This is a genomic window from Streptomyces sp. NPDC107765 (assembly GCF_055657085.1).
Window position 1 is genome coordinate 823,145 of the sequence record NZ_JBVKBL010000001.1, and the last position, 21,649, is coordinate 844,793.

A 21,649-nucleotide genomic window follows, 5' to 3' on the forward strand; every position below is an offset into this window, starting at 1 on the left:
GTTCGGCGAGACGACGGCCCTCACTTGCAGCGGCAGGCAGAGGGGCGGCCTCAGGGGATCTGCTGCGTCCTGCTCCGGCGTCGCGCACACTTCATCGCGGTGTGGGCGTTGGCGAGGAGGACGGCTGTCCAGGTGAGGAGGGGGACGTAGCCGCTCCCGCAGTGCTCGAAACCGGCGCCGGTACGGGTCAATGGCGTCTCGTGCACCTTGGTCGCACCTCGGGATGTGACGTTACGAGATGGGATGTCACGTCAGGTGGCGGCCGTGTCGACCCGCCATCGACACTCACCGGCGCTTCAGACCATGACGAAGAGAAGCAGCGGCACGACCGAGGCGGAGGCTGCGGTACCGATCCAAGCGACCGAAAGCCGCGCCTTGCGCCAACGTACGGTCCAGGGGAAGGCGAAGGAGAAGAGGGCGAGGCATGCGCCGGTCGCGTAGAGGAAGGGTGCGCTGATCAGGGGGATGGTCACGCTGGCCGGGCATTGGTCCGGGCCGCAGGAATCCGTGGCCATGGTTGCGAAGGCGTAGAGGGTGAAGGCCGGCATGAAGAGACCGCCGATCACCCCGACTGCCACCAACGGTGGGCACCACCACAACGGATCACGGAGCCGCCGCGCCGAGGCGGGGACGGCATGGGGCAGGGGAACGGCAGGGTAGGGCGGCGCGGGCACGGTGGCAGGTGCGGCATGGGGGTGGGCAACGGGCTCTGGCGCGTAGGGGGTGGGGGCAGGTTGAGGCGGCAGAGCAGTTGCATTGTCGGTCATGGGATGAGTCAACGTGGCTGGGGAGCATGGTTGCCAGGGGGCGCCTACTCAGGTGGGCTGATCTGGGTGGGGTCACGTACTTAGCCCGCGAACGGCCGCTGGTCCACGTATCGCCCGTCCCCACGAGCAGCGAACAGCGAACAGCAGCGTGAGCGTGAACAGGGACCGGAGTGCAAGGCTCGCGCCCACCGTGCCCCGGAGGACAATGGAGCCATGACGTCGCCCTTTCCCGCCCGGCTGGTGGTCCTGCGTCATGCCAAGTCCGCCTGGCCGCCGGATGTGCCTGATCACGAGCGTCCACTGGCCAAGCGCGGCCGCAGGGATGCACCGGCGGCCGGGCGCCAACTGCTCGCGGACGGGTGCGTACCCGACCTCGTGCTGTGCTCCACGGCCCGCCGCACCCAGGAGACCTGGGACCTGGTCGCACCGGAGCTCGGTGGCCGACCGGAGGTGGTCTTCGAGCCGCGGGTGTACGGAGCGAGCGCTGCCGAGCTGCTCGATGTGTTGCGCGAGGTTCCGGAGCAGCGGCGGACGGTGCTGCTGATCGGTCACCAGCCGGGCGTTCAGGACGTGGTGCTGTCGCTGGCGGAAGAGGGAGAAGGAGAGGGAGAGGCGGAGGGACACGGGGGCGGGAGCGAGGGAGCGTTGGCGCGGGTGCGGGCGAAGTTCCCGACCTCCGGGGTTGCGGTCCTGGCCCTGTCGGGCGCTTGGGCGGACCTCGCGCCGGGGACCGCCACCCTCACGGGGTTCACCGTCCCGCGCGGCGAAGCTCCCGGGAAGTGACCCGGAACGCTCAGCTCACACTTCTACTTCTACTTCCACTCCCCCTTCATCACCCACCGACCGACCATCGGTGACCAGCCCGCAGTCACCCGCCAGCAGCGACCGCCAACGGCCAACAGTCCACAGTCCACAGCCCGCAGCCCGCAGCCCGCAGCCCGCAGCCCGCAGCCGCCGACCGCAGCCACCGGCGAACGACACCACCCACCGGCCCCGCCCGCAGTCACCCGCCAGCAATCACCGGCCCCCACCGCCCCCGAACATTGCCGCCCCTTCCACGCCCGTCGCCTGGTTCTGCGCCACGTACGGCCGCAGCTCCGCCTCGTAGGCGGCGAAGGCGGCCGTGTGGTCGCCGTTCGCCGCGGCCAGGTGTCGGGCCAGTGTCCGCGCGCCGATCAAAGCCTGGGAGGTGCCCATACCGCTGGTGGGGGCTGCGCAGTAGCCCGCGTCGCCGAGCAGGGCGACCCGGCCGTGCGACCAACGGTCCAGGTGGATCTGGCAGGCCGAGGAGAAGTAGAAGTCGTCGGCCTCGGTCATGGCGTCCAGCAGCCGTGGAGCTTCCCAGCCGCGTCCCGCGAACGCGGTGCGCAGCGCCTGCTGCTGTTCTTCCCGGCCGCACCGGTCCAGCGCGGGCGTCGGGGTGGCGAACGAGAGGCTGACCGTCAGCCGGTCCGCGTCGCCCGCGCTGAACGCGTAGATCGCCGTGTCCGGTGCATGCTGGAGCACCCCGCTGTGGTCGAGGCCGAGGTAGTTCGCGGTGCTGAAGCCGGCGCCGGAGAGGCCGAGGTGACGCACCACGTCGCCGTGCGGGCCGAACGCGAGCCGCCGGACCTTCGAGTAGACCCCGTCCGCGCCTATGACGAGGTCGAAGGTGCGGGGCGCGCCGCGCTCGAACTCAACGGCGACGCCGGAGTCGTGCTGGGTGAGCGCGCTGATCGAGTCGTTGAAGACGTACTCCACGTCGTGCGTGGTGATCCGGTGCAGGATCCGGGTCACGTCGCGCTTCGGTACCTCTAGTTCGCCGGCGAAGGCTTCGGCCGGCAACATTCCGGTCTCGGTGCCGGTCTCGTCCACCAGGGCGGTGCCGCGCATCTTGGTCTCGTGGGCGCGCATCTCGGCGAGGATGCCCAGGTCGTCGAGCACGTCGAACGCGGCGCCGCGGAAGTCGACCGCGTATCCGCTGTCCCGGAGGTCCGGGGCGCGTTCGACCACGGTGACGTCGTACCCGTCGCGGCGCAGGAAGTAGGCGAGGGCGGGTCCGGCCACGCTCGCACCCGAGATCAGAACCGTTGCGTGAGTCATGAGACCGACCATAGCCAGGATTTGACCATATGGACAAACCATTTGGATAAACCGTGCGGATGAACCAGGCGGATGAACCAAGCGGACAACCCTCGGATACCCTGCGGACATGGGAAATCGAGAGGACCTTCTCGCCGGCGCCAAGCAGTGCCTGATCGAACGCGGCTGGGCACGGACCACGGTCCGGGACATCGCGGCAGCGGCCGGTGTCAGCCACGCCGCCATCGGCTACCACTTCGGCTCTCGGGACGCGTTGCTCACCCAGGCGCTCGTGAAGGCCGTGGACGAACTCGGTGACGAGCTCGCGAGTCGCGCACCCGAAGGCACGCCGGAACAGCGCTGGCAAGCACTGATCGACAGCTTCACCACCCACCGGGCGCTGTGGGTGGCCCAGTTGGAGGCTGCGGTGCAGGCCGAGCGGTCACCGGAGGTACGCGCGCACCTCGCCGAGGGGCAGCGCATGGCACGGGAGGGGCTGGGCGGCTCGGTACCGCTCGCCCTGCTGAGCGGTCTGATGCTGCAGTGGCTGGTGGACCCGGAGAACGCACCGTCGGGCGCGGAAGTCATCGCGGAACTGCGCTCGACGTCCCTGGACTGACGACACGGGGGCCGGCCGGCCCATGGGCTGGCCGGCCCATGGGCTGACCGTCATGGGCCGGCCCATGGATTGGCACCCCTCGAAGCCCCCCTTCACCCCCGCCGCTTCACCTCCGCCCCTACACCCCCCATCGCCCCGCCCCTTCACCCACATCCCTTCACACGCACCCTCCCCGCCCCCATCGCCACCGTCCCCGCCACCACCGCCATCACGCGCCATCACCCGCCACCACCACCCACACATATCGCCCCATTTGTGGCCATCTACGAGCTATGTGAAATTTGGTGGTGTTGAGGTTCTCGGAGTCCGCCGGTCGGCCCCGGTGGCAGCCGAAGGGACGAACCATGGGCTTTGAACCGATGACGCCGGGCCTGGACGAGGTGCACATCCTGTGGACCTCGGAGGGCATGAGCTGCGACGGGGACACCGTTTCGGTCACCGCGGCGACGCTGCCCAGCCTGGAGGACGTGGTGCTCGGCGCGATTCCCGGTCTGCCGAAGGTGCATCTGCACAACAAGGTGCTGGCCTACGAGACCGGCGACGATTTCATGGCGGCCTTTCACCAGGCGGCCCGCGATGAGCTCGGGCCGTTCATCTTCGTCGTCGAAGGTTCCATTCCCAATGAGAACATCAATGGTGACGGCTATTGGTCGGCGATGGGCAATGATCCGGAGACGGGCGAGCCCATCACGGTGAACGAATGGATCGACCGGCTTGCTCACAAGGCGTGGGCGGTCGTGGCCATCGGCACCTGTGCGACGTACGGCGGCATCCATGCGATGGCGGGTAACCCGACCGGGTGTATGGGACTGGCCGACTATCTGGGATGGGACTTCCGGTCGGCCGGCGGCTTGCCCATTGTGAACGTCCCGGGTTGCCCCGTTCAGCCGGACAACTTCATGGAGACCCTGCTGTGGGTCCTGCACCAGGCCGCCGGGCTCGCTCCGCCCATTCCGCTGGACGAGCAGCTCCGGCCCACCTGGCTGTTCGGCAAGACCGTGCACGAGGGGTGCGACCGGGGCTCGTATTACGAGCAGGGGGATTTCGCGAAGGACTACAACTCACCCAAGTGCCAGGTAAAGGTGGGTTGTTGGGGCCCGGTGGTCAACTGCAACGTCACCAAACGCGGCTGGATGGACGGGGTGGGCGGCTGCCCCAACGTGGGCGGCATCTGCATCGGCTGCACGATGCCGGGATTCCCGGACAAATTCATGCCGTTCATGGACGAGCCGCCCGGTGGCACGGTGTCCTCCGCCCTGATGGGCGTGTACGGGCCGTTCATCCGCACCTTGCGTTCCCTCACCAATATCACCGCCAACAAAGAGCCCAAGTGGCGCCATAACGAGGATGCGCTGACCAGCGGTTACGACCCGCACTGGACCGGACGTAAATAGTTTCCCGCCCAGCACGCCCACGTCCAGCACGTCCGGCACGCGCACGAGACCCACGACGCCCCAGCAGGCCCCCACGACCACCACGCCATCCGCGAGAGGAAACCCCGTGGCGACCGTCCAGAACACCGATGCGGAGCGACGCGAACTCACCGAGGTCGCCTTCGACCCCATTACCCGCATCATCGGAAACCTCGGCATCTACACCAAAATCGACTTCGCGGCACGGGAAGTCGTGGAATGCCGGAGCACTTCCTCGCTCTTCCGCGGCTACAGCGTGTTCATGAAGGGCAAGGATCCGCGCGACGCGCATTTCATCACCAGCCGGATCTGCGGCATCTGCGGCGACAACCACGCCACCTGCTCGCTCTACGCCCAGCAGATGGCCTACGGCGTCAAGCCGCCCCCGCTCGCCGACTGGATCATCAACCTGGGCGAAGCCGCCGAATTCATGTTCGACCACACGATTTTCCAGGACAACATGGTGTTCGTCGACTTCTGCGAACGCATGGTGAAGGAGACCAACCCCGGTGTCCTGGAGCGAGCCGAACGCACCCCGGCCCCGCACGCCGACACCCACGGCCACAAGACCATCGCCGACATCATGCGCGCCTTCAACCCCTTCGAGGGGCAGACGTACAAAGAGGCGCTCCAGATGAGCCGGCTGACGCGGGAGATGTGTTGCCTGATGGAGGGCCGGCACGTCCACCCCTCGACGCTGTACCCGGGTGGCGTGGGCACCGTCGCCACCCCACAGGTATTCACGGACTACCTGGTGCGGCTGACCCGCTGTCTGGACTTCGTCAAACGCGCGGTGGCCATGAACGACGACGTCTTCGACTTCTGGTACGAGGCGCTGCCCGGTTACGAGGAGGTGGGCCGCCGCCGCACACTGCTGGCCTGCTGGGGCTGCTTCCAGGACCCCGAGGTGGTCGACTACGACTACCGGACCATGAACACCTGGGGGAACGCGATGTTCGTGACCCCCGGCATCATCGTGGACAACGAACTGGTCACCACCGACCTCGTCGACATCAACCTCGGCATGCGCATCCTGCTCGGCAGCTCCTACTACCAGGACTGGACGGGCGAGGAGACGTACGTCGACCGGGACCCCCTCGGCAACCCCGTCGACCAGCGCCATCCGTGGAACCAGACCACCGTGCCGAAGCCGCAGAAGCGGGACCTCGACGGCGGCAACTACAGCTGGGTGATGAGCCCCCGCTGGTTCGACAAACGAACCGGCGACCACCTGGCGCTCGACACCGGCGGCGGACCGATCGCCCGCCTGTGGGCCACGGCGCTCGCCGGCAAGGTCCGTACGCCCTACGTGCGCTCGACCGGCCACAGCGTGGAGATCGACCTCCCGCAGACGCCCAACAGCCCGGAAGTCCGGCTGGAATGGACGCCACCGCCGTTCCCCAACACCATCGAGCGCGACCGGGCCCGGATGTACTTCGTGGCCTACGCCGCCGGGATGGCGCTGTACTTCGTCGAGCGGGCCCTGGACGAGGTCCGGGCCGGCCGCACCAAGGTCTTCGAGGACTTCAAAGTCCCCAAGGAGGCCATCGGGGTCGGGTTCCACGAGGCCGTACGGGGCGTGCTCTCGCACCACTTGGTGATCCGGGACAAGAAGATCGCCAACTACCACCCGTACCCGCCGACCCCGTGGAACGCCAGCCCCCGCGACTCCTACGGCACCCCCGGCCCGTACGAGGACGCGGTGCAGGGGCTGCAGATCTTCGAGGAGAACGGGCGGGAGGACTTCAAGGGCATCGACATCATGCGGACGATCCGCAGCTTCGACCCGTGTCTGCCGTGCGGCGTCCACATGTACCTCGGCGACGGCCGGACCCTGACGCAGAGCCACTCCCCGACCTTCGGCCACCGGGCGTGAGGAGCGTCATGACCTGGGACGACCGGCAGGCACGGGACCACGTGGTCCGCACCGAGACGCTGCTGACCTCGCTCTCGACGCTGTCCGACCCGGCCGCGCGGGACCGGGCGACCGAGGCCGCCCAGGCACTCGTCGCGCTCTACGGGGAATGCCTGGCCCGGGTCATGGCGCTGGCCGGCGCGGACACCGCCCGGGCCGTCGCGGACGACGAACTCGTCGGGCATCTGCTGCTCGTGCACGGGCTGCACCCCGAACCGGTCGAGGACCGCATCCGCACGGCCCTCGCCGGTCTGCGCGGCCTGGGCGAAGCCCAACTCGGCGCGGTGGAAGGGCCGTTGGCCCGGGTCCGGGTACGGGCCCGGGGCTGCGGGTCCTCCGGCGAGGCGCTCCGTACGGCGGTGCAGGAGGCGGTGGCCTGGGCCGCGCCGGAGATCGAGCGGGTGGAGATCGAGGAGGCGGCCGCGGCGACCGTCGAACCCCCGCTGATCCCCGTGGAGGCGCTGTCGCGCGGCGGCGCCCGGACGGGCGGGGCGCGCTCATGAGCACCGTGGTCTCCACCGCCTCGGCGTTGCGGGACCTGGCCCGCCGCCCGCTGCCGGAACCGCGGGACGAGGACCGGTGCGAGCTGTGCGCGGAGCCCGTTCCGGCGGAACACCGGCATCTGCTGGACACGACCGCGGACACCCTGCTGTGCACCTGCCGGGCGTGCGCGCTGCTCTTCGACACCGACCGGCACAGCGGCGGCCGCCGGCCCTACCTGCTGATCTCCGAACGCCGGCGGCGGCTGGACGGCATGCGGCTCGATGCGCGGCAGTGGGCCGCCCTGCGGGTGCCGGTCGGGCTCGCGTTCTTCCTGCGCGGCGGCCCGCCCGACGACGAGATCACCGCCGGCTACCCCGGCCCGATGGGCGTGATCCGCGCCCCCGTGGACCGCGGGGTGTGGGCCGGCATCGAAGCCGGTCGGCCGGCCCTCGCCACCCTCGTTCCGCGTACCGAGGCGCTGCTGGTCAACCGGGCCGGCGGCAGTCAGGAGCACTGGATCGTGCCGCTGGACGACTGCTACCGGCTCGCCGCCCTGCTGCGCACCCACTGGAGCGGACTGGCCGGCGGGGACGAGGTGTGGCAGCACGTGCGGCAGTTCTTCGACCACCTCACCCCCGTCGATCCGGACGCCTAACAGGACCCGAGGAGAGCCATGACTGACATCACCGTCGGAAAGCGACAGGTACGACCGGACTTCACCGCCCACGTCCCCGGAGTGCGCCAGGGCAACCACGAGGGCCACTACAAGCGCCAGCCCGGCCACCTCCCGTACGGGAGGTCGACCTCGCGCCGGTCCACCGGGGTCCATCCGAAGACCAAGAACCCCATCCTGCCCGGCATGCCCAACCTGTCACCGGCATGACCGGCAGCACCCAAGTGAGCGGCGGGCGGACGGTGAGCGGGGCGGGAGGCGCACCGTGGGCTGCCCGACCTGGCGTTCGCGGTGACCGGCGTGAGCGCCCTGCCGCACGCCGCGGTGCCCACCCTCGTCCTCAAGCTGGCCGTCGCCCGCACCGGCGGTGGCCCGGTCCGGTCCCTCTCGCTGTCCACCACCGTCCGGATCGATGCCGCGCGCCGGAGCTACGCGCCCGCGGAAGCACTCGCCCTGGCCCAGGTGTTCGGGCAGCCCGACCAATGGGCCACGAGCATGCAGCCGTTGTCCTGGGCGCAGGTCACATCCGTGGTCCCGCCCTTCGACGAGCGGACCGAGATCGACCTCGCGATCCCGTGCGGCGGCGACGCCGGGCTCGCCGTCGTCACCTATCTGCGCGCCGTGCGCGACGGCGAGGTCCCCCTAAACCTCCTCTTCCGCGGCACCGTCTTCCACACGGACCCCGGCGGGCGGCTGGCCACCGCCCAGATCCCCTGGGACAAGGAGGCCGCCTGCCGACTGCCCGCGGAACTCTGGCACGACCTCATGAGCCGCTACTACGGCGCCACTTCCTGGCTGCGCCTGTCCCCCGGGACCCACGACAGGCTCAGCGCCTACCAGATGTCACACGGCCTGACCGACGCCGAGCAGGCCGTCAGCGCCCTCCTGGACACCGCCCTGCCCCGGCCCGCACAGACCACGGAAGCGACATGGACCCCCTAGCCTCGGTCGAGAAGATCGCGCGCACCTGCCTGTACGAGGGCTACCTGCTGTGGCCCTACCGGCGGTCGGCGCTCAAGAACACCAAGCGCTGGACGTTCGGCGGCGTCTACCCGAAGGGCGAGGCGGAAGCCCTCGGCGAACCGGCCCGGATGCGCACCGAGACCCTCCTGGAGACCGCCCCCGGCACCTCCGTCACGATCCGCCTGCGGTTCCTCCAGGTCGTCGAGCGGCAGGTCTACCGCCGGGACGACGGGGAGCACCGGCCGGTCGACACCCTCACCGTCGCCGGCCAGACCCACCTCACCTGGCACGAGGCCGCGGAACGCGAATGGGTGCTGCCCGTCTGGTCGCCTTCGGACGGGCGCACCCTCGACGTCGTCGACCTGCCGGACGGCGCGCACGAGGAGCCGCTGCGCGACGAGCACGGGCGGGCCGCCGGCATGCTCGTACGCCGTTGGAAGCGGCTGCACGGCACCGTGGAGGTCGACGCCCAGCCGGGTCCGGGCAGCGGGCCGGAGGACACCGTCCGGCTGGCGGTCACCTTCACCAACACCACCCCGTGTCCCCCGCACACCGGTGATCCGCGCGAGGGCCGCGACAGGCTCGCCCCGTACGCGTTCGTCTCCACCCACACCGTGCTCACCGCCCACGACGGCAGCTTCGTCTCGCTCGCCGACCCGCCGGCAGAACTGGCGGAGGCGGCCGGCGGCTGCCGCAACGAGGGCACCTGGCCGGTGCTGATCGGCGACGCGCCCGCAGCGGACCGCGACCCCCACCGGTCCCCCACGGTCCTCTCGTCGCCCGTCACCCTCTCCGATTTTCCCGCGGTCGCGCCGGAGAGCCCCGGCGACCTCTTCGACGGCGGCGAGATCGACCACCTCCTCATCCTCAACGTGCTGAGCCTGACGCCCGCGGAACAGCGGGAGGCCCGCGCCACCGATCCCCGGGCCCGGGAGATCCTCGATCGCTGCGCCGCGCTGTCCCCCGAGGACCTGCTCGCCCTGCGCGGCACCATCCGGAGCCGCCGGACGATCAAGGAAGACGCATGACCGGGCCCCGCCTCGCCGGGCGGCCGGGGCCCCTGCGGCCGGGGAGCCGGGTACGGCTGCGCCCCGGCCGCCGCAGCGACATCTTCGACCTGGCCCTGGCCGGCCGGCTGGCCGAGGTCGACGCCGTCGAAGAGGACTCCGAGGGGCAGACGCATCTCGTCGTCACCCTCGTGGACGACGAGGGCCGGGACTTTCCCACCGGGCTGGGGCACCGTTTCTTCTTCGCACCGGAGGAGGTCGAACCGGTCGGCGGGCCCGCGGGCGATTCGCGCGTCCTCGTCGCCGCCACCGGCGACTCCTTCGCCGCCGACGACGCCTTCGGCTCCGCGCTCCTCACCGCCCTGGGCGAACTCCCGCTGCCCGACGAGGTGCACCTCGTCGACTTCGGGATCCGCGGCGCCGACCTGGCGCACCGCCTCCTGGCCGGCTACGGATCGGCGGTCGTGGTAGGCACGGCGTCGCTCGGCAGACCGGCCGGCACCCTGGACCTCATCGAGTACGGCGGCGCCACGGCGGCCAACGGAACTGCGGGCGCGGCGGAGTCGGCCGGGCCGTTCCGCCTGCTGGCCGCCGCCGAGCGCCTGGCCCGTGCCCGGCAGACGCCTCTGCCCCCACTCTTCGTCCTGACCTGTGAGCCTTCCCCGGCCCGGAACGGGCAGGCGGTCGAGGAGGCCGTGGAGCTGCTGGCAGACCTCCTCGGCGGCCTGTGCAACAGACCGCTTTCCCGCAGGAATCCCGTCACCCATAGGGAGAACACGCCATGAAGAACGGCATCTTCATCCCCGCGATCGTGGTACGCATCACCGTCGGCGCCCTGGCCGCCGCCGCGCTGACCGCCCTCGCCTTCAGCGCGCCCGACGCGGTGCGCTACATCAAGATGGAAATGATGTGAAGGACCATCCGAGGGCGGTGCGTCGATGAGCGAGAAAACGGCAGAGGACCAGTACCTGCGTCACCTCAAGGAAACCCGCTCCCTGGAGCGGCTGATCGACACCGCCCTGGGTTCCCTCATCGCCTCGACCCACGCCCCGGAACTCAGAAAACCGCTGGAGGCCCACCGTGAGGTGACCCGCCGGCACATCACCGCCCTCGGCAGTCGGCTGCACGCGTACCGCGAGGAGCCGTCGACCGTGAAGGACCTGACCCTGCGGCTCGTCGGGACGGGCTATGCGCTGCTCGCCCGGACCCGGCGCGACCATGCCGGAAAGCACGCCCGCGACGCCTACACCCTCATCCACCTGGTGCTCGCGGGGTACGAGATGCTGCACCACCTCGCGGTGCGCAACGGTGACGAACAGACCGCGAGACTGCTGGAGCAGCACATCGCCGAGGAGCGGGCGGCCGCCGCGCTGATCGACACCAAGTGGGACCTGGTGGCCGATCTCTCGCTGCGCCACGCCGGCGTCATGGCCGCGCCGCCGGTGAAGCCTCCTCACACCTACGCGAAGGAACGCTGACCGATGGGACCTGCCCCGGACGTCATCGAGGAACTCACCGCCGATCACCGCGCGGTACAGCGGCTGTTCGACCGCATCCGCGCCGCCGAACCGGGAAGTGCCGCCCGCAAGGCCCTCGTCGAGCAGGTGTCCGCGGCCCTGGTCCGGCACTCCGTCGCGGAGAAGGAGCATCTGTACCCGGCCGTGCGGGAGCACGTGGCGCACGGGCGGCGGTGGGCCGAGAAGGAGCTGTCCGACCACGAGCGCATCGAGGAGCTGCTGCACGATCTGGAGCGGCGGGAGCCGCAGGACGAGGAGTTCACCATCCTGGTCCTGGCCCTGTCGACCCGGGTGACCAGCCACATCCTCGACGAGGAACAACGGCTCTTCCCCCGGCTGCAGGCCACCTGTCCCGCGGACACCCGGCGGGAGCTCGGCGAGAAGGTCCGGCGGGCGAGGAACAGCGCCCCGACCCACCCCCGGCCCCACGCACCGGACTCCGCGCCGGCCACCCGGGCGGTGAGCCCCGGCCTCGGTCTGCTGGACGGCGTACGGGACTTCTTCACCCGGCGGGGCCGTGCCCGGCGCTCCTGACCCGGTCAGTGACCGGTGCCCGGGCGGCGGCCATGCGCCGGAAAGCGGCGCGCCAGGCGGGTGGCGGCGGGGCCCGGCCCGTTTGGCCGTGCCGTGGAGGTGTTACGGCTAGGCGGTGCGCTTGTGGTGTGCGTCGAGAAAGGGCTCGTGTCATGACCGAGCAGCATCCGGACCAAGACGGTGGCGTGCCCGATCCGCCGGACCCGGCGGGCAGGTTCTCCGAGGCTGCGGGGCGGTTGTCCGAGGAGATGGCCGCCCTGGTCCGGGCGGAGCTCGACCGGGCCAGGAACGAGCTGACCGAAACGGCCCGTGAGACGGGCCTGGGCTCCCTGGCCCTGACCGCCGGTGGTGTCTGTGCCGCGCTGGCCCTGCTGTCGGGCCATGAGGCCCTGCTGCGCGCGGCGGAACGCCACTGGCCGCCGCCGCAGCGGGCCGCCACCCTCGTGGGGCTCGGCTACGCCTCGGGCGCCGCGGCGTTCGCCTCCTTCGGCTGGTGGCGGCTGCGGAAGGCCCGCGCCGCCTCGCGTGAGGCGCTGGCGCACATGGTCCCCGACCGGACGGCCGACTGAGCCCGTACGCCGGAGTGCGCCGGTGGCGGCCATCGGGTCCGGATCGGTTGGCTCCGTGCGGGGCGGGTACCCGGGTCCGTGCTCGTCGGTGCGGCGCCGGGCCCAGGGAGGCACCCCTAGGGGCGAAGAGGGAGTGGAGCATGCTGTTCCAGAAGCGGAAGGCCCGGCTTGCGGCGCAGACCCGCCAGGCGGCCGTCACCAGCTACAGCGCGCTGGACCGCCGGGCCCCGGTCTCGGAACTGGCGAAGGAACTGCTGCGCAAGGCCTTCCCGGACCACTGGTCCTTCCTCCTGGGTGAAATCGCGCTGTACAGCCTCGTGGTGCTGGTGCTGACCGGAAGCTATCTGACGCTGTATTTCGAACCCAGCATGAGCCAGAGCACCTATCACGGTGCGTTCCACCCTCTGGACGGGCTCGTGGTGACGGACGCCTATGCGTCGACCCTGGACATCAGTTTCGATGTCCGGGGCGGGCTGCTGATCCGGCAGATGCACCACTGGGCGGCCCTGGTGTTCGTGGCCGCGCTGGGCGTCCACATGCTGCGGGTGTTCTTCACCGGGGCCTTCCGCCGTCCCCGTGAATTCAACTGGATGATCGGGGTGACGCTCTTCCTGCTCGCCCTGCTGGAGGGGTTCGCCGGCTATTCCCTCCCCGACGATCTGCTGTCCGGCACGGGGCTGCGCACCGCGAACACCATCGTGCTGTCCATCCCCGTCGTCGGGACGTACCTGAGCTATTTCCTGTGGGGCGGTTCGTTCCCCGGCCACATCCTGATTTCCCGGCTGTACACCGTGCATGTGCTGTTCGTACCGGGGATCCTGATCGCCCTGCTCGGTGCGCATCTGGTGATGGTCGTCTATCTGAAACACACTCATTGGTCGGGCCGGGGGAAGACCAACCGGAACGCCGTGGGGCAGCCGATGTTCCCGCAGTTCACCGCCAAGTCGACCGGTCTGTTCCTGATGGTCTCCGGGGTGGTGGCCTGGCTGGGGGCGGTCGCCCAAATCAACCCGGTGTGGGACTACGGCCCTTACGTGGCGGACCAGGCGTCCACCGACGCCCAGCCGGACTGGTACGTGGGCTTCCTCGAGGGGGCGTTGCGGCTGATGCCCCCGTGGGAGACCAATGTGGCGGGGCACACCATCATGTGGAACGTCTTCCTCCCGGCGGTGGTGCTGCCCGGTGTGCTCTTCCTCGTGCTCTACCTCTACCCGTACTTCGAGAAGTGGGTGACGGGTGACCTGATGGAGCATCACCTCTGTGACCGGCCGCGCGACCGTCCCACCCGTACGGGCCTGGGGGTCGCCGCGATCGTCTTCTACGCCGTGTTGCTGGTGGCCGGCGGCAATGACGTGGTCGCCGCGGTCTTCGAGGTGTCGGTCGAGGCGCTGACCTGGATCTTCCGCATCGCGGTGATCGTCGGCCCGATCCTCGCGTTCCTGGTCACCAAGCGCTTCTGCCTGGCCCTGCAGGCCCATGACCGTCAGCTGCTGGAGGAGGGCGAGGAGACCGGTCAGGTCAGCCAGAACGTCTACGGCGGAATCAGCGAGAGCCACCGTCCGCTCGGCACCGAGCAGCGGTACCGCCTGCTGGTGAGGGACGTGCCCGCGCCGCTGGAGCATCCGGGCGGGCGGGCACCGCGACGGCAGCGGCTGCGCGCCGCGCTGAGCGCCTGGTACTACCGCGACCGGGTCGACATGCCGACCACCGCGGAGGAGCGCCTGCAGATTTCCGGAAGGACGATGGATCCGGTGGCCGGCGCGGGCCGCGCGGGCGAGGAAGAACCCCCCTAGGAGGAAGCCATGGCTGCCGACGCTCCCCAGGACGCCGCGGGGCTGCGCGTCGTGGTCGTCGGTGCGACCGGCAACGTGGGCACGAGCGTCGTACGGGCGCTCAGCGCCGAGCCCGCCGTCGCGTCGGTGCTGGGGCTGGCGCGGCGCAGGCCGCAGTGGTCCTGCGCCAGGACGACGTGGGCCGCCGTGGACGTCACCGACGACGACCTGACCGGGCACTTCGCCGGCGCCGATGCGGTGATTCACCTCGCCTGGCTGTTCCAGCCCACCCGCGACCCGGTCCGCACCTGGCGGAACAACGTCCTGGGCAGCATCCGGGTCTTCCAGGCGGCGGCCGCGGCCGGTGTCGGAGCGCTGGTGTACGCCTCGTCGGTCGGCGCCTACTCGCCCGGGCCCAAGGACCGGCAGGTCGACGAGTCGTGGCCCACGCACGGCTGGCCGAATGCCGCCTACTGCCGCGAGAAGGCCTATCTGGAGCGCTTCCTCGACGGCTTCGCGTCCGCGCATCCCCAGGTCCGCGTCGTACGGCTGCGGCCGGGCTTCATCTTCCAGCGGGCCGCGGCCTGCGCGCAGAGCAGACTGTTCGCGGGCTTCACACCGCCGCGTGCCCTGGCCTCCAAGCGGCTTCTCCCCGTGGTGCCCGACCTGCCCGGTCTGCGGTTCCAGGTGCTGCACGCCGACGACGTCGCCGACGCCTACCGGCTGGCCGTGCTGCGGCCGGTCTCCGGGGCGTTCAACCTGGCCGCCGAGCCGGTGGTCGACGCCGCGCTGCTGGGCGACCTCCTGGGGGCCCGCGTCGTGCGGCTGCCGGCCGGACCGCCGCGTGCGCTGCTGTCGGCTGCCTGGCATCTGCGCCTGCTGCCGGCCTCGCCGCACCTCTTCGACGCGGTGCTGCGGCTGCCCCTGATGGACACCGCCCGGGCCCGGCAGGAACTGGGCTGGGCTCCCCGGCGCAGCGCCCAGGACGCCATCGAGGACTTCCTGCGCGGCCTACGGGAACACGCCGGCCTGCCCACCGCGCCGCTACGGCCGCCCCGATGAGGCGAGAACGCTCGGCGGCCCCGCTCGGTCGTCCCGCCCGCTCAGTCACCACGCCGCTCAGTCGTCGCGGCGGGCGTATTCGAAGACCATGCCGAAGACGGCGGACACCGTGACGCCGAGCCCGATGAGGAGCAGCCACACCGCGTAGACCAGGCCGAGTCCGAGCAGTGCCGCACCCAGCGCGACCACGATCGGATAGCCGCTGTGCGGCGGGAAGAAATCCAGCGGGCCGCTGCGCTCCTGGATCTCCGATTCCTGCCGGTCCTCCGGCCGTTCGCCCTTGCGGCGGTAGTTCATGGCGCAGAAGAACGAGATGACGACCGCCATGAAACAGGACACCGTGAGCGCGGCAATGCCGGCCGGTTCCCGGGCGAACCAGATGTACACCGCGTCGGTGAGCAGGAAGAAAAGGGCCACGCCCGCGAAGAGATATGCCTCGGCTTTCATTTCTGCTCGCCTCCGAACGTGTCCGGGGTCGGTTCGGACGTGCCGCGTTCACCCGGGGCGAGTTGTTCGAGGTACTGGGGGTGATGGAGGTCGAAGGCGGGCGAGTCGGAGCGGATCCGGGGAAGCGCCACGAAGTTGTGGCGGGGCGGCGGACAGGAAGTGGCCCACTCCAGCGACCGCCCGAATCCCCATGGGTCGTCGGATTCCACCCTGGGCGCGTACTTCGCGGTTTTCCAGACGTTGTAGAGGAACGGCAGCGTCGACAGGCCCAGCAGGAACGCACCGATGGAGGAGATGGTGTTCAGCAGGGTGAAGCCGTCGGCGGCGAGATAGTCGGCGTACCGGCGCGGCATGCCCATCTCGCCGAGCCAGTGGTGGACGAGGAAGGTGGTCTGGAAGCCGACGAACAGCGTCCAGAAGTGAATCTTCCCCAGCCGCTCGTCGAGCATCCGGCCGGTCCACTTCGGCCACCAGAAATAGAAACCGCCGAACATCGCGAAGACGATCGTGCCGAACAGCACATAGTGCAGGTGCGCGACGATGAAGTACGTATCGGTGACATGGAAGTCCATGGGCGGTGAGGCGATCAGAACGCCGCTGAGACCCCCGAGGAGAAAGGTCACCATGAATCCCACGGCCCAGAGCATCGGCGTCTCGAACGACAGGCTGCCCCGCCACATCGTCCCGATCCAGTTGAAGAACTTCACCCCGGTCGGCGCCGCGATCAGGAAGGACATCAGGGAGAAGAACGGCAGCAACACCGCGCCCGTGGCGAACATGTGGTGCGCCCACACCGTGGCGGACAGCATGGTGATGGCGATCGTCGCGCCGACCATGCCGACGTACCCGAAGACCGGTTTGCGGCTGAAGACCGGCACGATCTCCGTCACCACACCGAAGAACGGCAGCGCGACGATATAGACCTCGGGGTGGCCGAAGAACCAGAAAAGGTGCTGCCACAGCAGCGCCCCGCCATTGGCCGCGTCATAGACATGCGCACCCATCCTGCGGTCGGCCAGCAGCACGAGGAGTGCCGCGGTGAGCACGGGAAAGGCGAGCAGCGCCAGGATGGAGGTGAAAAGGATGTTCCACGTGAAGATCGGCATCCGGAACATCGTCATTCCGGGGGCGCGCAGCGTGATGATGGTGGCGATGAAATTGACCGAACCGAGGGTGGTGCTGAGACCGGCGACGACCAGGCCCGCCGCCCACAGGTCACCGCCCGCACCCGGCGAGAACACCTCGCTGTTCAGCGGCGCGTAGGCGAACCATCCGAAGGGCGCCGCACCGCCCGGCACGACGAAACCCGACACCACCATCAGCCCGCCGAAGAGGAAGAGCCAGTACGTCAGGGCATTGAGCCGGGGAAAGGCGACGTCGGGGGCGCCGATCTGCAGAGGCATGACGGCATTGGCGAACCCGGCGAACGTCGGGGTCGCGAAAAGCAGCATCATGACCGTGCCGTGAATGGTGAACAGCTGGTTGTACTGCTGATTGCTGACGATCTGCATACCCGGCCTGGCCAGCTCCGCGCGCATCAGCATCGCCAGAATGCCGGCGAACAGGAAGAACCCGAAGGACGTGACGAGATACATGTTGCCGATCACCTTGTGATCGGTGGTCGTCACGTACTTCCGGATCCTGCTGCCCGCCCTGACGCGCGGATTCCGGGAGGCGTCCAGCGGCTCCCGCCGCCGGTCGTGGTCCAGCTGCGACATCGCCCCTCCGAGACACTGGCGGCCGGCGGCGCGTTCCGGCCCAACACCGCGCCTCACTGTGTAGCCGCAACCGTTGGCAGCCAAACCTCCTGTCGACCATCCAGACCCGCGCGCCGGGTCCCACCGCACGTCATCCCGATACCACGTCCGAATACCGCCGGCCCCGGTGCGGTGCACCTCGCAGGCTGGTCCCTGGAACCACGCACACGTAACGAAGGACCCCCACGATGACCGACGCCCTGCCCCCTACCGGGACCGGCGCCACCCGACCGGACGGCAGCCTCACCGCACGGGTCGACGCCGCCGACTGGAACGCCCTCACCGACGAGGTCGACGAGTACGGCAGCGCGCTGACCGGACCGCTGCTCGCCCCCGGCCAGTGCCATGAGATCGCCGCCCTGTACGACGAGGCCGAACGGTTCCGCACCACCGTCGACATGGCCCGCCACCGCTTCGGCTCCGGCGAGTACCGCTACTTCACCCATGACCTGCCGGACGCCGTCCGGGAACTGCGCGAGGCGTTCTACCCGCACCTGCTGCCGATCGCCCGTGACTGGGCCGGCAGGCTCGGGCGGAGCGCCCCGTGGCCGGACGACCTGGGCGGGTGGCTGGCGACGTGCCACCGGGCCGGGCAGGCCAAGTCCGCCCAGATCCTGCTGCGTTACGGCGCGGGCGACTGGAACGCGCTGCACCGCGATGTGTTCGGCGAGCTGGTCTTCCCGCTCCAGGTCGTCATCGGCCTCGACGCACCCGGTGTCGATTTCACCGGCGGCGAGTTCCTGATGACCGAACAGCGCCCACGCGCCCAGTCCCGCGGATCGTCGACCACGCTCCCCCAGGGCCACGCACTGGTCTTCACCACCCGCGACCGGCCGGTGGCCTCCCGCCGCGGCTGGTCCGTCGGGCCCATGCGGCACGGCGTGAGCACGGTCCGCTCCGGCGTGCGACGGACGCTCGGTCTCGTCTTCCACGACGCGTCATGAACGAGCCCGCCACCGGCCCCCGGCCGTATAGGGAGGGCCTGCCCGCCCCGCACACCGACGCGGAGCTTGCCGCCCTGATCGGGCTGCTGACCGCACACCGCTCGCGGATCCGCTCCGTCGCCGTCGGCCACGGCCGGGACGGGCATTCCCGCGCCGCCGCGCAGGCGTTCACCGCGGCCTGGCAGACGCTCGGCAAGGACGTCCTCGCGGTCGTCGACTGGCCCGAGGACGCGGCCTCGTGGCTGCGCCCCGCCCGGCGGCTGACCGCCCAGTCCCCGGACGCCTGGGTGCTGGCCGGAGCGCCGGCCGGCGTCGCCCACCTGGTCCGGCGCCTGCGCCGCTCCACCGAATGGGATCCCACCCGCACCGTCGGCTTCGCCTCCCTCGGCACGCCCCGGCTCGTCGAACTCGCCGGCGCCGACTCCGTCCACGGGCTGCGCGGCGCCTCGCGGGACGGCGGCACCTGGGAGCTGCGCCGGGGCTGGACCACCCACTACGCGCCGGCGACGACGACCGAGGCCCAGCGGTGACGCACGCACAGCTGCCGGCCGCCCCGACCGGCGCCTGTTGGGGCGTCAGGCCTGGTAGGTGCCAGTGACCGGGGAGTGTCAGTGGTCGACGTGGGTCAGGCAGAGCGTGGTGTCCCCGAGCCTGCCGCCCCTCTCCTCGTACTGGGTGAATTCAGCGGGGCACTCGCCGCGCGGCCCGGGCGTGAACCGGATCTTGTAATCCGCTTTGGGATCGGTGCAGTTGACGGTGAACAGCACCGGCTTGGCGTGCGTGCCCCGGTTCTCCAGGCAGTCCCCGACGCCGGCCTCACGGGCGGTCTTCGCCGGCTCCTTGCCGTCGCTGAGCAGCCAGAACACCGTGCCGAGAGCGGCCACGACGACCAGCGCGATCACCGGTCTGAGCCACTGCCGCGGATTCGGCCCGGTCGGCACGAACACGCGAGCGCCCGGCGGCGGCTGGACCTGCGCCCATTGCTGCTGGCCCCACTGCTGCGGCGCAGGTTGGCCGTAGGGGGCCGCTGCGGGTGGCCCGTACGGGGCGGGGCCGCTCTGCCCGTAGGGGGCCGGTCCGGGCGGCGGACCATAGGGGTTCGGGCCGTTCTGGTCATGCGGGGACGGACCGCCGGGAGGCGGCGGTGTGTACGCGGACAGAGTGTTCCCCCTCGCCGTTCGATGTTCGGTACGGCAGGCTACGCCCCTGCCTGTTCGACGATGCGGCGAGGGGGTCACGGTCCTCGACCCACCCTCCGGTGACCCGACGGGCTGGACCTGACCTGAGTCCCGTCGGTGCGGAACCGCCGCGCCCGCCGCCGCGTGATCAGGAAGTATGGTCCGGAAGCTTGCCGCGGGGAGCGTCTTCGCCCACCTCGCAGCCGTCGCGTTCGTCGGGTGTGTGCTGACCGCCGTCCAGTTCCAGGCGGTGCTGATCGCGTTCTTCGCCGAGAGCACCGCGGCGCTCGTGGCCGTCCTGGTCGCCGGGCCGGTCCTGGGCATGACGTCGCTCGCCGCCCTCGCCACCTCCGTCCGCGCGTTCGTGCCGCTCACCCGCCGAGCGCGCGGACGGTGGGCCTGGGCGGCGGGCGTCTACGCCTGCGGCACGGCGGGGGCGGTGGCAGCCGTCGCGGCGAACCTGCGCGACGACGGCTTGCACATCGGCGTGCTGCTGCATCCCTGGGCCGGCCTCTGGTACGCGCTGGGCGCCGCCGGCTTCCTCCCGGGCGCCCGGACCCGGCTGGCCACGCTCGTCGCCGCGGCCCTCCTCGCGGCCGGCGGCTCGTACCTCGCCTGGCAGGCCGCCCAGCCGCCCACGCTCACCGAGTGGCTCACCGCCAACGGTGTCGACCGCGCCCTGCTGCGGGTCGGTGAACCTCCTTCCGGATACGCGCTGGAAGACGTCGGAGCGAGCGAGAGCTCCTTCGGCGCGACCTACACCCGCCCCGGCGCCCCGGACCTGCACCTCTCCGTGGAGCGGAGCGGGCACGACACCCGGCGTGCCGATGCGCGCGGCTGTCCCGTCCCGTTCGGCGAAACGATCCACTGCTCCAACGACGGGGAGGGCCGCCAACTGGTCCTCTATGAGGGCGACTACAAGCGGCGGGAACTGCGGTTGCGCCGCAACGGGCTGGTCCACACGGTGACCGTCCAGGGCAGCGGCCGCACCGGTCTGTCCGGGGCCCGGCACCTGCTGACGACCCTCAGGCCGGCGACCGATGCCGAGCTCACCCCGCTCCTCGACCGGCCGATGCGCGACTGACGCCTGTGCGGTCCCGCACCGGGCCGGGAGCGAGTCCGAGGCCGAGCCCGAGGCCAGGACCCGGCCCGGCCCTGACCCGGCCCGGCCGCCGAAAATGAGGAGCGTGAGAAATCGGCTCCGCAGTACGGTCGTGTGGTGGATGAACTGGACGATAAGGACGGGTACTTCGGAGAGCAGGTCGCCGCGAAGTACGACGCATCCTCGGGGGACATGTTCGCCCCGCACGCCGTGGCGGAAACGGTCGACGTGCTGGCGGGTCTGGCCGGTGAAGGCCGGGCCCTTGAGCTGGGCATCGGGACGGGGCGGATCGCCCTGCCGCTGACGCGCCGCGGGGTTCCGGTGCACGGTATCGACATGTCACGGGCGATGGTCGCGCGGCTGCGGGACAAGCCGGGCGCCGAGGCGATCGACGTGACGATCGGCGACTTCGCGACGACGCGCGTACCGGGGACGTTCTCCCTCGCGTATCTCGTGTTCAACACGATCATGAATCTGACGACCCAGGCGGCACAGGTGGCCTGCTTCCGCAACGCCGCGGCCCACCTCGAACCGGGCGGCTGTTTCGTCATCGAGGTCGGGGTTCCGGAGCTGAGAAAGCTGCCCCCCGGCCAGAACGTCGTGCCCTTCCAGGTGAGCCCGACCAACTGGGCCTTCGATCTCTACGACGTCGCCACCCAGGCCATGAGCTCGAACTACATCGACGTCGTCGACGGCCGCGGGGAGTACCGGTCGATCCCCTTCCGCTACGTCTGGCCCTCGGAACTCGATCTGATGGCTCAGCTGGCGGGGCTGCGGCTGCGCGAGCGGTGGGACGGTTGGGGGAAGGGGCCCTTCACGAGCGACAGCCAACGCCACGTCTCCGTATGGGAGAAGCCCGCCGACTGA

At 70.5% G+C, this 21,649-nt stretch carries 26 protein-coding genes; 20 read left to right on the forward strand and 6 right to left on the reverse strand.

From position 1 onward, the window contains the following. Window positions 1-50: 50 nt before the first annotated feature. Window positions 51-206: a hypothetical protein gene (locus ACZ7MX_RS03745; RefSeq protein WP_472128987.1), complete on the reverse strand. Its 156-nt coding sequence runs from the start codon at window positions 204-206 to the stop codon at window positions 51-53. Window positions 207-296: 90 nt separating this feature from the next. Next, window positions 297-578, reverse strand: a complete 282-nt coding sequence (locus ACZ7MX_RS03750; RefSeq protein WP_472128989.1) for a hypothetical protein — start codon at window positions 576-578, stop codon at window positions 297-299. Window positions 579-980: 402 nt separating this feature from the next. On the opposite strand from ACZ7MX_RS03750, the gene ACZ7MX_RS03755 reads away from it, so the two are divergent. After that, window positions 981-1,550: a SixA phosphatase family protein gene (locus tag ACZ7MX_RS03755; protein WP_472128991.1), complete on the forward strand. Its 570-nt coding sequence runs from the start codon at window positions 981-983 to the stop codon at window positions 1,548-1,550. A 234-nt stretch (window positions 1,551-1,784) separates the two neighbouring features. Here the strand turns inward: ACZ7MX_RS03755 and ACZ7MX_RS03760 are convergent, their stop codons facing one another. After that, the gene (locus ACZ7MX_RS03760; protein ID WP_472128993.1) at window positions 1,785-2,849 is read right to left on the reverse strand and encodes an FAD-dependent monooxygenase; all 1,065 of its coding nucleotides are present in this window, start codon (window positions 2,847-2,849) and stop codon (window positions 1,785-1,787) included. A gap of 109 nt (window positions 2,850-2,958) precedes the next feature. Here ACZ7MX_RS03760 and ACZ7MX_RS03765 point away from each other — a divergent pair, with 109 nt between their 5' ends. The 15 genes from ACZ7MX_RS03765 (at window position 2,959) to ACZ7MX_RS03835 (ending at window position 15,354) form a co-directional block, all read left to right on the forward strand. Beyond that, the gene (locus ACZ7MX_RS03765; protein ID WP_030417210.1) at window positions 2,959-3,447 is read left to right on the forward strand and encodes a TetR/AcrR family transcriptional regulator; all 489 of its coding nucleotides are present in this window, start codon (window positions 2,959-2,961) and stop codon (window positions 3,445-3,447) included. A 344-nt stretch (window positions 3,448-3,791) separates the two neighbouring features. Then, window positions 3,792-4,841, forward strand: coding sequence for an NADH-quinone oxidoreductase subunit B family protein (locus ACZ7MX_RS03770; RefSeq protein ID WP_472128995.1), 1,050 nt, complete (start codon window positions 3,792-3,794; stop codon window positions 4,839-4,841). 106 nt (window positions 4,842-4,947) lie between these two features. Then, on the forward strand, window positions 4,948-6,735 hold the full coding sequence (locus ACZ7MX_RS03775) for a nickel-dependent hydrogenase large subunit (protein WP_472128996.1): 1,788 nt from the start codon (window positions 4,948-4,950) through the stop codon (window positions 6,733-6,735). Between the two features lie 8 nt (window positions 6,736-6,743). Beyond that, window positions 6,744-7,277, forward strand: coding sequence for a NifU family protein (locus tag ACZ7MX_RS03780; RefSeq protein WP_472128998.1), 534 nt, complete (start codon window positions 6,744-6,746; stop codon window positions 7,275-7,277). Then, window positions 7,274-7,912 carry a DUF5947 family protein gene (locus ACZ7MX_RS03785; RefSeq protein WP_472129000.1) on the forward strand — a complete coding sequence of 213 codons (639 nt, stop codon included), beginning with the start codon at window positions 7,274-7,276 and terminating at the stop codon, window positions 7,910-7,912. Before ACZ7MX_RS03780 ends, ACZ7MX_RS03785 begins: the two co-directional genes overlap by 4 nt. An 18-nt stretch (window positions 7,913-7,930) precedes the next feature. Further along, on the forward strand, window positions 7,931-8,140 hold the full coding sequence (locus ACZ7MX_RS03790; protein WP_472129001.1) for a hypothetical protein: 210 nt from the start codon (window positions 7,931-7,933) through the stop codon (window positions 8,138-8,140). Window positions 8,141-8,209: 69 nt separating this feature from the next. Then, window positions 8,210-8,872 carry a DUF6084 family protein gene (locus tag ACZ7MX_RS03795; RefSeq protein WP_472129296.1) on the forward strand — a complete coding sequence of 221 codons (663 nt, stop codon included), beginning with the start codon at window positions 8,210-8,212 and terminating at the stop codon, window positions 8,870-8,872. Further along, window positions 8,860-9,921 carry a hypothetical protein gene (locus ACZ7MX_RS03800; RefSeq protein ID WP_472129003.1) on the forward strand — a complete coding sequence of 354 codons (1,062 nt, stop codon included), beginning with the start codon at window positions 8,860-8,862 and terminating at the stop codon, window positions 9,919-9,921. The genes ACZ7MX_RS03795 and ACZ7MX_RS03800 overlap by 13 nt, the downstream gene beginning before the upstream one ends. Then, window positions 9,918-10,685 carry a hypothetical protein gene (locus ACZ7MX_RS03805; protein WP_472129005.1) on the forward strand — a complete coding sequence of 256 codons (768 nt, stop codon included), beginning with the start codon at window positions 9,918-9,920 and terminating at the stop codon, window positions 10,683-10,685. Before ACZ7MX_RS03800 ends, ACZ7MX_RS03805 begins: the two co-directional genes overlap by 4 nt. After that, window positions 10,682-10,813 (forward strand): hypothetical protein, encoded by a 132-nt coding sequence (locus ACZ7MX_RS03810; RefSeq protein WP_472129007.1) that lies wholly within the window; start codon window positions 10,682-10,684, stop codon window positions 10,811-10,813. Before ACZ7MX_RS03805 ends, ACZ7MX_RS03810 begins: the two co-directional genes overlap by 4 nt. Window positions 10,814-10,838: 25 nt before the next feature. Continuing rightward, on the forward strand, window positions 10,839-11,378 hold the full coding sequence (locus ACZ7MX_RS03815; RefSeq protein ID WP_472129009.1) for a YciE/YciF ferroxidase family protein: 540 nt from the start codon (window positions 10,839-10,841) through the stop codon (window positions 11,376-11,378). A gap of 3 nt (window positions 11,379-11,381) precedes the next feature. Then, window positions 11,382-11,951: a hemerythrin domain-containing protein gene (locus ACZ7MX_RS03820; protein WP_472129011.1), complete on the forward strand. Its 570-nt coding sequence runs from the start codon at window positions 11,382-11,384 to the stop codon at window positions 11,949-11,951. Window positions 11,952-12,103: 152 nt separating this feature from the next. After that, entirely contained in the window at window positions 12,104-12,520 is a 417-nt protein-coding gene (locus tag ACZ7MX_RS03825; protein ID WP_472129013.1) for a phage holin family protein, read from the forward strand. Between the two features lie 140 nt (window positions 12,521-12,660). Next, entirely contained in the window at window positions 12,661-14,313 is a 1,653-nt protein-coding gene (qcrB, locus tag ACZ7MX_RS03830; protein WP_472129015.1) for a cytochrome bc1 complex cytochrome b subunit, read from the forward strand. A gap of 9 nt (window positions 14,314-14,322) precedes the next feature. Continuing rightward, entirely contained in the window at window positions 14,323-15,354 is a 1,032-nt protein-coding gene (locus ACZ7MX_RS03835) for an NAD-dependent epimerase/dehydratase family protein (RefSeq protein WP_472129017.1), read from the forward strand. Between the two features lie 57 nt (window positions 15,355-15,411). Here ACZ7MX_RS03835 and ctaF read toward each other — a convergent pair whose 3' ends face one another. Together ctaF and ctaD are read right to left on the reverse strand one after the other, a co-directional pair. Beyond that, on the reverse strand, window positions 15,412-15,801 hold the full coding sequence (gene ctaF, locus ACZ7MX_RS03840) for an aa3-type cytochrome oxidase subunit IV (RefSeq protein WP_472129019.1): 390 nt from the start codon (window positions 15,799-15,801) through the stop codon (window positions 15,412-15,414). After that, window positions 15,798-17,519, reverse strand: a complete 1,722-nt coding sequence (gene ctaD / locus ACZ7MX_RS03845; protein ID WP_472129020.1) for an aa3-type cytochrome oxidase subunit I — start codon at window positions 17,517-17,519, stop codon at window positions 15,798-15,800. Before ctaD ends, ctaF begins: the two co-directional genes overlap by 4 nt. Window positions 17,520-17,746: 227 nt before the next feature. On the opposite strand from ctaD, the gene ACZ7MX_RS03850 reads away from it, so the two are divergent. Both ACZ7MX_RS03850 and ACZ7MX_RS03855 read left to right on the forward strand, forming a co-directional pair. Further along, window positions 17,747-18,502, forward strand: a complete 756-nt coding sequence (locus tag ACZ7MX_RS03850; protein WP_472129022.1) for a 2OG-Fe(II) oxygenase — start codon at window positions 17,747-17,749, stop codon at window positions 18,500-18,502. Next, on the forward strand, window positions 18,499-19,032 hold the full coding sequence (locus tag ACZ7MX_RS03855) for a hypothetical protein (RefSeq protein WP_472129024.1): 534 nt from the start codon (window positions 18,499-18,501) through the stop codon (window positions 19,030-19,032). Before ACZ7MX_RS03850 ends, ACZ7MX_RS03855 begins: the two co-directional genes overlap by 4 nt. Window positions 19,033-19,110: 78 nt before the next feature. On the opposite strand, the gene ACZ7MX_RS03860 is transcribed toward ACZ7MX_RS03855, so the two are convergent. After that, window positions 19,111-19,449, reverse strand: coding sequence for an LppU/SCO3897 family protein (locus ACZ7MX_RS03860; RefSeq protein ID WP_472129025.1), 339 nt, complete (start codon window positions 19,447-19,449; stop codon window positions 19,111-19,113). A 388-nt stretch (window positions 19,450-19,837) separates the two neighbouring features. On the opposite strand from ACZ7MX_RS03860, the gene ACZ7MX_RS03865 reads away from it, so the two are divergent. Continuing rightward, on the forward strand, window positions 19,838-20,764 hold the full coding sequence (locus ACZ7MX_RS03865) for a hypothetical protein (protein ID WP_472129026.1): 927 nt from the start codon (window positions 19,838-19,840) through the stop codon (window positions 20,762-20,764). A gap of 144 nt (window positions 20,765-20,908) precedes the next feature. Continuing rightward, window positions 20,909-21,649, forward strand: a complete 741-nt coding sequence (locus ACZ7MX_RS03870; protein ID WP_472129298.1) for a class I SAM-dependent DNA methyltransferase — start codon at window positions 20,909-20,911, stop codon at window positions 21,647-21,649.

Coding starts and splice junctions, on each gene's coding strand:
- ACZ7MX_RS03805 (WP_472129005.1), top strand. CDS start 9,918: ATGACCGGGCCCCGCCTCGCCGGGCGGCCGGGGCCCCTGCGGCCGGGG.
- ACZ7MX_RS03865 (WP_472129026.1), top strand. CDS start 19,838: ATGGTCCGGAAGCTTGCCGCGGGGAGCGTCTTCGCCCACCTCGCAGCC.
- ctaF (WP_472129019.1), bottom strand. CDS start 15,801: ATGAAAGCCGAGGCATATCTCTTCGCGGGCGTGGCCCTTTTCTTCCTG.
- ACZ7MX_RS03800 (WP_472129003.1), top strand. CDS start 8,860: ATGGACCCCCTAGCCTCGGTCGAGAAGATCGCGCGCACCTGCCTGTAC.
- ACZ7MX_RS03785 (WP_472129000.1), top strand. CDS start 7,274: ATGAGCACCGTGGTCTCCACCGCCTCGGCGTTGCGGGACCTGGCCCGC.
- ctaD (WP_472129020.1), bottom strand. CDS start 17,519: ATGTCGCAGCTGGACCACGACCGGCGGCGGGAGCCGCTGGACGCCTCC.
- ACZ7MX_RS03855 (WP_472129024.1), top strand. CDS start 18,499: ATGAACGAGCCCGCCACCGGCCCCCGGCCGTATAGGGAGGGCCTGCCC.
- qcrB (WP_472129015.1), top strand. CDS start 12,661: ATGCTGTTCCAGAAGCGGAAGGCCCGGCTTGCGGCGCAGACCCGCCAG.
- ACZ7MX_RS03825 (WP_472129013.1), top strand. CDS start 12,104: ATGACCGAGCAGCATCCGGACCAAGACGGTGGCGTGCCCGATCCGCCG.
- ACZ7MX_RS03755 (WP_472128991.1), top strand. CDS start 981: ATGACGTCGCCCTTTCCCGCCCGGCTGGTGGTCCTGCGTCATGCCAAG.
- ACZ7MX_RS03765 (WP_030417210.1), top strand. CDS start 2,959: ATGGGAAATCGAGAGGACCTTCTCGCCGGCGCCAAGCAGTGCCTGATC.
- ACZ7MX_RS03780 (WP_472128998.1), top strand. CDS start 6,744: ATGACCTGGGACGACCGGCAGGCACGGGACCACGTGGTCCGCACCGAG.
- ACZ7MX_RS03815 (WP_472129009.1), top strand. CDS start 10,839: ATGAGCGAGAAAACGGCAGAGGACCAGTACCTGCGTCACCTCAAGGAA.
- ACZ7MX_RS03820 (WP_472129011.1), top strand. CDS start 11,382: ATGGGACCTGCCCCGGACGTCATCGAGGAACTCACCGCCGATCACCGC.
- ACZ7MX_RS03770 (WP_472128995.1), top strand. CDS start 3,792: ATGGGCTTTGAACCGATGACGCCGGGCCTGGACGAGGTGCACATCCTG.
- ACZ7MX_RS03835 (WP_472129017.1), top strand. CDS start 14,323: ATGGCTGCCGACGCTCCCCAGGACGCCGCGGGGCTGCGCGTCGTGGTC.
- ACZ7MX_RS03790 (WP_472129001.1), top strand. CDS start 7,931: ATGACTGACATCACCGTCGGAAAGCGACAGGTACGACCGGACTTCACC.
- ACZ7MX_RS03810 (WP_472129007.1), top strand. CDS start 10,682: ATGAAGAACGGCATCTTCATCCCCGCGATCGTGGTACGCATCACCGTC.
- ACZ7MX_RS03760 (WP_472128993.1), bottom strand. CDS start 2,849: ATGACTCACGCAACGGTTCTGATCTCGGGTGCGAGCGTGGCCGGACCC.
- ACZ7MX_RS03850 (WP_472129022.1), top strand. CDS start 17,747: ATGACCGACGCCCTGCCCCCTACCGGGACCGGCGCCACCCGACCGGAC.